Annotated in this window: 9 protein-coding genes; 4 read left to right on the plus strand and 5 right to left on the minus strand. The window is 68.3% G+C overall.

What is annotated here, in order from left to right; genetic code table 11:
* Together KY462_16095 and KY462_16100 are read right to left on the minus strand one after the other, a co-directional pair.
* Positions 1-281 (minus strand): hypothetical protein (locus KY462_16095; protein ID MBW3579218.1); only part of this gene is annotated, 281 nt, incomplete at its 3' end.
* Positions 282-576: 295 nt separating this feature from the next.
* Positions 577-1,296: a hypothetical protein gene (locus KY462_16100; protein ID MBW3579219.1), complete on the minus strand. Its 720-nt coding sequence runs from the start codon at positions 1,294-1,296 to the stop codon at positions 577-579.
* 177 nt (positions 1,297-1,473) lie between these two features.
* Here KY462_16100 and KY462_16105 point away from each other — a divergent pair, with 177 nt between their 5' ends.
* Together KY462_16105 and KY462_16110 are read left to right on the plus strand one after the other, a co-directional pair.
* Positions 1,474-2,154 (plus strand): DUF2470 domain-containing protein, encoded by a 681-nt coding sequence (locus KY462_16105; protein MBW3579220.1) that lies wholly within the window; start codon positions 1,474-1,476, stop codon positions 2,152-2,154.
* Positions 2,155-2,698: 544 nt separating this feature from the next.
* Positions 2,699-3,268, plus strand: coding sequence for a GNAT family N-acetyltransferase (locus KY462_16110; GenBank protein MBW3579221.1), 570 nt, complete (start codon positions 2,699-2,701; stop codon positions 3,266-3,268).
* 734 nt (positions 3,269-4,002) lie between these two features.
* Here KY462_16110 and KY462_16115 read toward each other — a convergent pair.
* Positions 4,003-4,887: a hypothetical protein gene (locus KY462_16115; GenBank protein MBW3579222.1), complete on the minus strand. Its 885-nt coding sequence runs from the start codon at positions 4,885-4,887 to the stop codon at positions 4,003-4,005.
* A 349-nt stretch (positions 4,888-5,236) separates the two neighbouring features.
* A complete protein-coding gene (locus KY462_16120) occupies positions 5,237-5,815 on the minus strand; it encodes a DUF421 domain-containing protein (protein MBW3579223.1) in 579 nt (192 codons plus the stop codon).
* Between the two features lie 963 nt (positions 5,816-6,778).
* Here KY462_16120 and KY462_16125 point away from each other — a divergent pair.
* Together KY462_16125 and KY462_16130 are read left to right on the plus strand one after the other, a co-directional pair.
* Positions 6,779-8,875, plus strand: coding sequence for a Na-K-Cl cotransporter (locus KY462_16125; GenBank protein MBW3579224.1), 2,097 nt, complete (start codon positions 6,779-6,781; stop codon positions 8,873-8,875).
* 544 nt (positions 8,876-9,419) lie between these two features.
* Complete coding sequence (locus KY462_16130) at positions 9,420-9,839, plus strand: cupin domain-containing protein (protein ID MBW3579225.1); 420 nt, start codon at positions 9,420-9,422, stop codon at positions 9,837-9,839.
* A 13-nt stretch (positions 9,840-9,852) separates the two neighbouring features.
* Here KY462_16130 and KY462_16135 read toward each other — a convergent pair whose 3' ends face one another.
* Positions 9,853-11,307, minus strand: coding sequence for a transposase (locus KY462_16135; protein MBW3579226.1), 1,455 nt, complete (start codon positions 11,305-11,307; stop codon positions 9,853-9,855).
* Positions 11,308-11,570 lie beyond the last annotated feature (263 nt).

Below are 11,570 nucleotides of genomic sequence, written 5' to 3' on the forward strand. Positions count from 1 at the left end.
TGGGTCTCGGAGCCCTCCCCGCGGGCGGCATCCTCGGCCGGATCCGCCGCGATCGACGCCTCAGCGCCGGGCGAGCCCGCCGGGCCGGAGGTCGTTCCGGTGCCGCCGCAGGCACCCAGCAACGAGCCCAGGACCGCAACGATGAGAAGCTTCCGCGCTGTCCACTGCCGCCTGCTGTCCATGTGGCATCCGCTGTCTGCGACCTGTCGTCGCTCCACGATCAGCTCCGGCGGGCTCGCCGAGCCGTGCGGGTTGACCTGCCGGTCCTCGTGCTCGTCCATCCATCGTGATCACAGCCTCCCACCGGAGACAGGCTGGCGAAGTCACTTTGCATATCCCCGACTCGCCCCGTCCCACCGGTCCCACATCTCCGCGATCTGTTCCTCGGTCAACCTCTCGGTCATGGGTCACCTCCGTCGGTTCGCGGAATCCTCCGCTGATCGACGAGGTGTTGCGATCACCCCCTGAGCCCGGACCCGTGCTCCTTACGGCCCTCTGGCGCTTATGCCGTGTTCTCTCCCCAGACGTCGCGCGCGAACGACTGCAGTCGCTTGCACACGAATCTGCCCTCGATCGTCAGTCGGATGGGTGGAAGGGTCGGCTGAGGGCGATGATGCGTTCGATCTCGTTTCGGACGTGCAGAGCGAGATCCCGGCTGGGCTGAGCAGCTACCGCGATGCCCTCGACCTCGTCGTGGGTAGAGCCGATCACGAACAGGTTCTCGTCGTTGAAGTCGTTGGCGGGCCGGGTGTAGTTCATGCTGCCGGCCACCATCACCCGTCGGTCGATGACCATGAGCTTGTGGTGAACCTTGCGCAGCGACGCGAATATCCCGGCCTTTTCAGGGACGAATAGCTCGATCTTCGGGTGGTCCAGCCAGCGTGGGGCCGCCCAGCCGTGCGCCGCCTGGGCCGGGTCCAGTACCCCGCGGATCGACGGGATCTGCGGGTTGTCAGCCATCGCCAGCAGCGCGTCGTCAATCCCCGACGACCCGGCGAAGGTGAAGATCGCGAACACGATCTCCTTGCGGGCCTTGAGGATCTGCTTGACCAGCTCCAACTCCGGGGTGTGATCGGGGGCGAACAGCACCTTGACCGGCATCCCAGACAGGTCGTAGATGGCCGGAACCGACCCGTGGCGGCCACGCCCGAACTCCCCGCGGCGTAACTGTTCGACCTCGTCCAGGTAGCGCCGGCACACGTAGGCGCTGTGGAACACGATCAGGTGGTTGAGGTTGTGATGGGTGTCGGTGACCGTGAAGTTCGCCGACCCGGCCCCGCACCGCGTACGGGCCACCTAGCCAGCGGCGTAGGGTTCCCGTCCCGAGGACGATGACCGGCGAGGAGCCATGAGCGAGGATCCGCATTCCCACGGCGGCCGCCGACGTACACCCAGCCCGGCGCCCGGGCCCCGACCCACGCGGAGCGCACGCGGACGCTGGTCGCAACCTGCGACAGCGGGACGCTGAGCACGGTGGCGGTGGAGCCCGCCGGCTACCCGTTCGGGTCCGTGGCGACCTACGCGCTGGACGATGACGGGACTCCCTTGGTGCTGATGAGCAGCATGGCCGAGCACGCCCGCAACCTGGCTGAGGACCGCCGCTGCTCGCTGCTGGTGGCCGCACCGGAGCCGAGTGGCACCAGCCGGCTGGCCGGGGCTCGGGCCACCCTGCTCGGGGAGATGGTTGCGGTCGGGGAGGACAACCAGGACGCGGCCACGGCGACCTACCTCACGGCCCATCCGGGAGCGTACTGGGCGGAGTTCCCCGACTTCGGCGTGCACCGCCTGGAGGTCGTCGCCGTTCGGTACGTACGCGGCTTCGGGGAGATGAGCTGGGTTGACGCGCAGGCCTACCGGACCGCGGAGCCGGATCCGATCGCGCCCGCGGAGGACGGCATCGTCGCGCACATGAACGACGATCACCGAGGCCACATGCGTGCCATGGTGGGCCACTATCTCGATGTCGACGGGGAGGTCACCAACGTCACCATGTTGTCCTGTGACCGTTACGGGTTCGACCTGCGGCTGGAGCTGGCGGCTGCCGATGACGAGCCGGCGGTGGCCTTCGGGCGCATCGGTTTCGGCGAGCCGCTCACCGACGGCTCACAGGCACGCGAGGCGATGATCGCACTGGTAGGTGCTACGCAGGGCTGATCGGGGACGGCCGGCCTGGTCACCGCCCGGCGCCGGCTGACCCTCCTCAAGTCCGCTGCTCTCCGAGCAGGCGTCTCAATGCATGTGTCGGGACAGTGCATCGCAGTGGCCATGGGCTGGTTCGGAGGGATGGCGAAGCAGTGCATGGATGCTCGTGCGACGATAGCGCCCACGACGGCGAAGAACGGCGGACACGAGCTGCACGAGTGTCTCCTCTTGGTCCGGAGCCCCTACGTGGGGTAGGACACGACCCGGATCGCCGATCGACACCTCTTTGCCCCCGGCGGACATTTGCGCGGATAACCTCCGCGCGACGGAGGCGCAGCTAGGCCTGTCGGGCGTTGAAATCGGTGGGCGGTCGGGCGGTCGGGTGATAATGATGGCGATGGGCTACTGCAACGCGTGCTGATGGTGGACCGTGGTCGAGGCGGTCCACGCATCCGGCAAGGGATCCGCTCCAGCTGACAGCCAAGGGGAGGGCTGTGGTCGAGGTTCGCCCGGTGCGGTCACGCGCAGAGCTCGATGACGCGCTCGTGCTCGTCGACTGGACGACCCGTGGGGGCCCCAGCGTGCGTCCCAACGAAGCCCTGGGTACTACCGGCGACGCTTCGACACTCACGCTGAGCTGCAGATCGTAGCGATCGCCGACGGTCACGTGGTCGGGGCAGCGCTGGCCTCCACCAAGCCAGGATCGGACACTGCGGTGATCGGCGAGGTGGCGGTCGCGACACCGATACAGCGGCGAGGCATCGGTCGAGCGCTGCTGGACGAGGTCGCCCGACAGGCACGTCGCCGGGGGCTGGCCGACCTAGCGCTGGGCGCCGACGAAACCGTCGCCGGTTTCTACCGTGCCTGCGGGTTCGCACCGACCCTCCAGGTCACCACCACCGGTCCCGACCGCGACGAGCTGATGGCTCATGCCAGTGCGATACTCGGACACCCGCGGCCCACGACCGAGCAGGATGACGGCACCCGTCGGCACGTCTGGCTACCGATCAACGACTACGACGACGCCCCGCTGGACGAACTGAATACGGTCGAAGCCTGTACGGCGTTCATCATGTTCTCCCGTCCCCTGCCCACCGCCGAACAGCCCGTCGCAACCTCCAAATGATCCGACGAGCCCGTTCCCCACGGTGACGGCAACGGTATGCGAGTGGTGGATGTGTGAGGTCAGTCCGGTGGTGCCTGGTGTATTGGGCCCCCGGCGTTCCCACGGATGCGCCCTTCCCGGGGCCCGTCGGGCCGTGGTCCCCAGCCCGGCTTCCCGACGTCGTTGGGGACGGCTCACGTGTGCACCGGCGCGTCGCCGAGGCGGTGCGATAGGCCGCCTCCTCGGTCGAGGTACGGCCCGCCCGCTTCGACGGGCATGCAGACGGGAGGGTCGAGAGCTGGCTGCAGCATCGGCGACGGAGGACGGTTTTAGGCGAGTCTGGACGTGTCGTTCCTCGGGCGGGTGCGACTTCCACGACCTCGCCGAGGTCGAGGCGCGGCTGTTGTCCTTCCAGCACCGCTGGGAACACACGGCCACCCCCAAGTGGAAGTTCACCCGCGCCGCCTTCGCGACCTGCTCACTCGCCTCGCCTACCGCAGACCCTCCCCGCCGCGGTCTGATCGATACGTCACCGTAATTCCGTGGCAGAGCACTGACTGAGTCGCAGCTCACCTCGATACCTCCGCTGGTTCTCGTCCACGGCGTCGGTGGCGGCTGGGATGAGCTGCTGGTTTCCCCCTCCCGGCCCTGGTCCTCCTGGTGGTCTATCTGGCCGAAGCCTGGTGCAATCGTCCGGGCCGCGCCAGCGCGAGTTCGAGCAGGCTGTTGGTGTTGGCAGTCGACGGGCGCTTCCTTCACTGGCGTGTGTCCCGCTGGTCGAACCAGTTCGTGGGCGGCAGGCCAGTGTGTCGGGTGAGGTAGGCGAGCCGGCCTGCATGAGCTGCGGCGTCGCAGATGCGTCCTCCTACATGCCAGGAGGTTGCGACGCTCGCGGCACCTCCCAGGAAAGGGATCACGCGCAGCGAACGTCGTCGGACCGACCGCCGAACCACCTGTTCCAGGGTCTCGACGAGCGCCCGCGTGCCGGTTTGCTGAGCGATCACGCGTGGGAGGCGGGACTGCTCCGCCGCTGCGTGGTCGTCGCCGGTGAGGTTGCCAACCACCCTGATCAGGGTTGTGCGTCGACGTTGGGAGTCGGTGTCACCTGCGATGGCGGCGATCTCGACGGCAGCGGGAACCAGTGCCGGGTGGCCGACGGGTGTTCCGAACACGTTGAGGGTGTGTGCGGCCGCGCGCAGGCCACCGCGCACCACGATTGACACGTCGGCTGCGACCGCCAGCACAGCTGCCGCCAGGTTGACGGAGGCGGCGCCGGCCACGGCGCTTTGAGCTGCCAAGCGGCGTGTGTGGTTTCGGCGTACCTGCTCGGCGCGTTCGTTCGCACGTCCGAGCACCTCAGACCGCTGTTGCCGTGCTGTTGGCTTCGGCATGGCTGCATCGTCGTCGAGGTCATGCCGCAGCTGGTCGTCGAACTCACGCAGCACCCGCGTCGTCGCATCCTCGATCGCAGCTGCCACACGTTGGGAGGCCAGCAGACGCTGCAACGCCGCCTGTGTCCCGTCGCCGATCCGGGCCAAGGCCTGGTCCGACAGCGAGGATTCCTCGCCGACCCACCTCCGGGCAGCGTCGACCTGGGCCCGCTCGAAGTCGGTCAGTTCACTATCCACGTCCGCGGTCACGTCATAACCCCTTTGCTTGTTGCGGGTTGCCAGCCGGCTCCTCATCGTCACATGCAAGTGGTCTGCTGGGGGTCTTCTCGCGACGGTGGCTGCGAGCTCTCGTCGCCGGATCGAGTCTCGCCGCGACGGGAAGCCGCGAACTCTCCGAGCAGAGGACGGAGGAGTGCTGCCGGGCGTCATCCTGACCTGGGACAGCTGCTCGTCTGCCAAACACACCCCGGTCTCTGGTACAGGAGATCGGCGAGCGACGCGGCCTTTCAGTGCGGACGCGACGGCAGAGACGATCGAGGCGGAGGATCCGATGCGATTCGGCTGGTGCGGATGGCCCGGCGGCGCAGCCTCTGTGCTGCTAGCCCGAGGCTTGATCCCCCTCCCGCACCCCCCCACCCTTCGCCTGTTCCGCCAGCTCCTGATAGCCCATAACGTCGCGGAGGATGTCGAGGTCGAGCTCATCCGTGCCGTGCAGCACGCTGACGTCGCCCGTGGACTCCAAGACAACCGCCCGGACCGCTGCGTAGTTCAGGCAGTTCGCCTCCCGCAGCTTCCCCCGAACATCGTCTTCGGTGATCCTCCCCCGTCGCAGATTCGCCTCAATCATCCGGTCCCCCGCCATGATGAGCTTGGGCGCGTTGTCCACAATCCTGCTGAAGTTGCCGCGCCGCCGCCCCAGCGCGATGAGGGTCTGCATCCCGTAGAGGACCCCGAGCGCGACGACCCCGTTCGGGAGGGTTGCGCTCGGCGACGCTGCCACCGTGGCCATCAGCGACCCGAACGACACGGTGATAGCGAAGTCGAAGCTCGACATCTTCGAGAAACTGCGCAACCCCGCCAAACGCGTGTAGACGATGACCGACAGGAAGATGCCGACCGTCGAGATGACGACGAGTCCCAGCTCCAACCAGCTGGTACCGAGCCATTTCGTGATCATGAGACCGCCTCCGAGCGACTGGGGCGGTCATCGTGCCAAAGGCCGCCTCGCGCGGACGAGGCCGTCAGGCTCCGGTCAGGGGGACTGGCGTGTCCGAGCTCGCAACGCCCGACGCCGCCGGTGCGACGACCAGCTGCCGGTACGCGCCGCTCGGCCCATCCGATCGTCGTGGCGTGGGCCCTTGCTCCACGATGCGTCCCTCATCCATGATCTCTTCGTGACCCTGTCGAGATCGCTCGTGGCCTCGTCGAGTACCAGGATGGCGGGGCGGTTGAGTGTCGTACCCCCGGCACCGTCACCACCGCAGCGGCTGATCGCTCCCAGCCCAGCCCGCGACACCTATCAACACGCGTTCAGCCGTTGGCGCCCACAACGGGGAAGACCGGGCGCCATCACCAACCGCTCGCGAGTCGGGTAAGGGGCTGGGTCGGTGCGGGACCTGGGTCGACGGTAGGTCGGGCAGCGTACGGGCCGTCCGTTTCCGGGTGCGGCCTACAGCGTCACTCCGCCGTGGTCGGGTTCGTCCGTGTCCAGCCCCTCCCCGTCGAACGGCTCGTAGTTCCCTCAAGCCGCTCACCGACAGCGTTCACCGCCAGCTATTGCGACGTGACGTAGCGACCGCGACCTGGTCGGATATGGGCGAGGCCGAGGCGCTCGTAGAGCACCCGGTCGGGCATCTCCTTGTAGCGGCCCAACCCGCTTTGCTGTCTGCGACGGCGCAGGTGCCTGCGCACACGACGGTTGGTGTAGGCCTGGAGCTTGTCAAACGCGTCGGACGCGTGGGTGTGAGCGATCGCGGTAGGGACCGTCGTCGCTGCGTGTTCCGGCGGGGACGGCAGGCTTACCGTGGGGAGGTTCGACTTGTCCGACACGTCTGGAGGCTCGTCCCGGTCCGAGAGCCGGGGCTACGGGACGTTCGAGGGCGTCTTCGTCCCCACCCTCCTCACGATCCTCGGCGTCATCATGTACCTCCGTGAGGGGTGGGTGATCGGCAACGCCGGACTGCTCGGCGGCCTGGTGATCATCGGGATCGCGTTCGGGATCAGCGGCGCGACCGGCCTGTCCATGTCGTCGGTGACCACGAACATCCGGATCGGGCCGGGAGGCGCATACTCGATCATCTCGCGGTCGCTCGGCCTGGAGGTCGGCGGCAGCATCGGGATCCCCCTGTACCTGTCCCAGGCGCTGGCCGTCTCGCTGTACATCTTCGGGTTCCGCGCCGGCTGGCTCACGATCTTCCCCGACCACCCGGCGCTGGTCGTCGACCTCGTCGTGTTCGTGGTGCTCTTCGCGATCGCGTCGGTGTCCGCCAGCCTGGCGTTCCGGGTCCAGTACGTGATCCTCGCGATGATCGTCGCATCGCTCGTGTCGATCGGGTGGGCGGCGGCGACCGGACCGATGGACCAACCAATCCAGCTGTGGGGGCAGTTCCCCGGCGCCCCGGAGGACGGCTTCCCGGGGACGTCCTTCTGGGTCGTCTTCGCCGTGTTCTTCCCGGCCGCCACCGGGATCATGGCTGGCGCGAACCTGTCCGGTGAGCTGGAGGACCCCCGGCACAGCATCCCCCTCGGCACCATGGCGGCCATCGGGGTGAGTTTCGTGATCTACGCGCTCCTGGCGGTGTGGCTCGCAAGGACCGCCTCCCCCGACGAATTGGTCTCCAACTACACGATCATGGTCGACCGGGCCGCGTGGGGGCCGGCCGTGCTGGGCGGGCTCCTGGGTGCCACGTACTCGTCGGCCCTGGCCTCGATCGTCGGCGCCCCGCGCATCCTGCAGGCGCTGGCGACCCACCAGATCCTGCCTGGCGGTTCGTGGATGGCGCGGACCACGGCCGAGGGCGAGCCACGCAACGCGATGGCGGTCACTGCGGGCATCGTGTTCGCAGCACTCATGCTGCGCGACCTGAACGCGGTCGCCCCCCTCATCACGATGTTCTTCCTGATCACCTACACGATGATCAACCTGGTGGTGGTGATCGAGCAGAGCCTGGGGCTGGCGAGCTTCCGACCGCTGCTGTGGGTGCCGCGCGTCGTCCCGCTGGCGGGAACACTCGGGTGCGTGTTCGCGATGTTCATAGTGAACCCGACCTTCGGCCTCCTCGCGGTCGCCGTTGTCATCGGCGTCTACGCGTACCTCGTGCGCCGGCACCTGGCGGCCCCCTACGGCGACGTGCGCAGCGGCCTGTTCGTCGCGGTCGCCGAGTGGGCCGCGAAGAAGGTCACGGCGCTGCGCGGGACCCACGAGCGTGCGTGGAAGCCCAACCTCCTGGTGCCGGTCCAGGACGACCGTGAGCTGCAGGCGACGTTCCGGCTGATCCACGCGATCGCCTACCCGAAGGGGTCGGTCCGGATCATGGGCGTCCAGAGCGCGGAGGACACGAGCGGACAGCTCGTGCCCGTGCGGCTCGACCGGCTCTGCGACGCCTTCCAGGACGAGGACGTGTTCGCCTCCTGGACCGTGGCCGAAGCCCCATCGCTGTCGGGCGGGGTGATCACGGCGCTCGGAGCGGTGGGCGGGTCGTTCCTTCGACCGAACATCGTCTTCCTCACCCTCCCCGACGATCCGCGGCGGACCGCCCACGTCCACGAGATCGCCTCACACGCACGCGAGCACGACGTCGGGGTGCTGCTGTACGTGCCGCACCCGACAACGGGGCTCGGACGACAGCGCTCGGTGAACCTGTGGCTGCGCAGCCCGACGCTCGAGCCCGAGGCGGAGGCCGCCGAGACCGACCTGGCGCTGCTAACCGCGTACAAGCTGCACCGCAACTGGACCGGCCGGATCCGCCTGCTCACCGCGATCCCCGAACTGGAACGCAAGCAGGCGGTCCGCGACGGTCTCGAGCGACTGCTCGATTCGGCGCGGTTGCCTGACGCCGAGGTGTACCCGATCGAGGGCAGCTTCCTCGAGGCGATCCACAAGGCACCGACCGCCGACCTGCACGTCATGGGTCTGCCGACCGACGTCGACACGGCGTGGCTCAGCGACATCGTCCACCGGACCCGTTCGTCGTGCCTGTTCGTGCGCGGGTCGGGGCGCGAGAGCGCGCTGGCCTGAGCCACGGCTCCGCCGGACCACCGCCCGGGCCGGAGGACGATCGGACGATCCCCGGTGGTCCACCCCAGTACACGGCTGCGCGCATACGACTGCGTGATCGGGCGAACGACCACAGTCGTCGACGCCAGCTCTGTGCTTCCCCCAGGGGGCCCTTACTCGCTACGACGACGGTCGTGGAACGATCGGTATCGCCCTCATGGTGTGATGGGCGTCTGGACGTCTCAACGTGGGTGATACGAGTTCGAGATCATATGGATGCTCCCACGCGACCAGTGAGGGGCTACGAGAACGCCCGGCCCCATCGACCGTCTCGACCTCGACGCCGAACTCGAACGCTGGTCAGGCGTGCACACCGGCGGCCCTCCGCTCAACACGAGGGGTTGTCGTCGCCGAGGTCGGTCCACAGCTTCTCAAGGCGCTCCGCCGCACCGTGTGGGTCCGAGGCCACGACGACCCCGTTCACAGCTGTACGTCAGCTCTCGGGTCTGACGACAGCGCGTTCGACGTCCGTTGCGAACCGCAGGCCTCGGGCCCACCAGAGCACGTGCATCCCAGATCGCGAGAGAGCTTCCAGCTCGTGGCCGGGCAACTGTGGCTACGCATCGGCGGACAAGAGCGGATCCTGCAGGCACCTGCAACGATCGACATCCCCGCCGGAACCGCCCACACCTTCTGGAACGACGGTCCGGAGACCGCATCGATCGCCGTCTCCTTCGAGCCAGCGGGCACCTTCGAGCACTTCCTCGAGACGGTGTACGAACTCGCCGCTGACCGTCGCACCAACAGCAAGGGCGTCCCGAACCCGTTGCGGATGGCAGTCATCGCCCGTGAACACCTCAACGCATCGCACTCGCGCGGCCCCCCTTGGCGGTTCAACGCTCCGCGTTCGCTGTTCTCGCGCCACTCGGCAGATTGGCTGGCTACACCCCCCGGTACTCACGCAACGGCTGAGCTGATTCCCTAAGTTCGTCGTCGTGTCAAGTGGCGGCTGTGGGGGGTCTTGACGGGGGCGATTGCTTGCCGCGACGCTGATGAGTGGGAAGGTCGCCTCGTCGAGCGCCTCTGGCGCGTCTGACCATCTTGAGGGGCCTTCCCACTTGCCTTCTTCGAGCGTCGCTGCCGACGGACGTGCTCGGGCACGACGTAGTGCTCGGCGATGAGCTGCTTCGCTTCTTCGGGGGTGACCGGGTTGCCGTCGGGGTCGCGCAGTTCGTAGGGCGTGGCGCGCTGGAGGGTGGTCCAGGCACGTTCGGCGAGCTTGGCGGCGACCACGCACAGCGCCTTGGTGTGGACCGCGCCCTTGTGGAGCATCTGGTCGTAGTAGACGGCGGCGAGTTGGGGATCGTGGCGTCGGGCGGCTCGGCCGAGCGGATCAGCTGGGTGCGCAGGTCGCGGTTGCCGGCCTTGGAAATGGGCTGGCCCTTGCGGTCGGTCTCGCCGGTCTCCGAGGCGCGCGGGGTCAGCCCGAGGTAGGCCTTGAACGCCGCCCCGTTGGGGAACCGGTCCGGGTCCCCGATGACGGCGACGAGCATCGGGGCGCCGACCTTGCCGACGCCCGGCAGGCTGCGGGCGATCTGGTCGGGATCGACCGCCATGTAGGCATCTTCGCGGGCGTGGTCGTGCCGGTTCCGTTCGGCCTCGGCGGCACGCAGCAGCCGGATCTCGGTGGCGATCTCGTCGGCGATCACGTCAAACGCGACCGCGTCCGTGTCGCCGTAGAGCGCGACCGCGGCGCGGGCGGCGTCGCGGAAGCCGTCGGCCTTCGTCTCCGCTGTGACGTGCCCGCCTGATGCCTTCGAGATCAGCGCAACCAGCCGGTCGCGGCGAACCTCGACGAGCCGGCGCGGGTCGGCGTAACGCTCCAGAACGGCCAGATCCGCACGCGACAGCTTCTGGGACAGCACCGGCCCGATCGTAGGCATCACCTGGCGCGCCAGCTCGATGATGCGGACCTTGCGTTCGCCGATCTCGCGGGTCAGCCGCGCCGAGGCGCGCACCCGACGGTCAAGTTCCGCCCGCTGCGCCGTGGCCGGCAACGCGACGGGCTTGAGTCCGGCCGGGTCGATCATCGGCAGCCGCGCCAACGTGTGCGCGTCGATCGTGTTCGACTTCGCGTGCCGCGAGAGGAACCGGCGCAGATCAGCAGCCTTCTGGGTCGACACGCGGAACACCGTGTGCCCGCGGCCGGTGAACCACACCGCCACCGGCAGCCACGCCGGCCCGGGCGGTTCGATCACCACCTCCAACCGGGTGCCGTCCGGTGCCCCGGTCAGCGCTGCTTGCTCGAGGTCGGTGAAGCTCTCCACGGTCGCGACGACCCGCCGCTTGGCAACGACCGCGCCGGCCTCGTCGAGCACCTGGGCGGTGTGGGCAGTGGCGACCCCGAGGTCGAGACCGACCACCCGCCGGACTGTCGTGATGACGTCGTGCATGTCGGCTCCTTTGCGTGCGCACGACTGGTTCGACTCCGGCTGTGCCCTTCGGAGACGAACCGAACACCACGGGTCCCAAGGCCCTGCTTGCGCCGCGGGTCGCCGCGGCCCCCACTCATGTGCTGCAACCGGGGCCCCCCTCCGTGTCAAGCTCTCGTGGGACAAGCTCCAGGCCGATAATGAACGAGTCTGAGGGCGAGATGGGACACGGGAACAATGACAACCAACGCGTCCGTGGCCAACGGCCACACTGGGGGCATGGA

Source organism: Actinomycetota bacterium, assembly GCA_019347675.1.
Taxonomy (GTDB): domain Bacteria; phylum Actinomycetota; class Nitriliruptoria; order Nitriliruptorales; family JAHWKO01; genus JAHWKW01.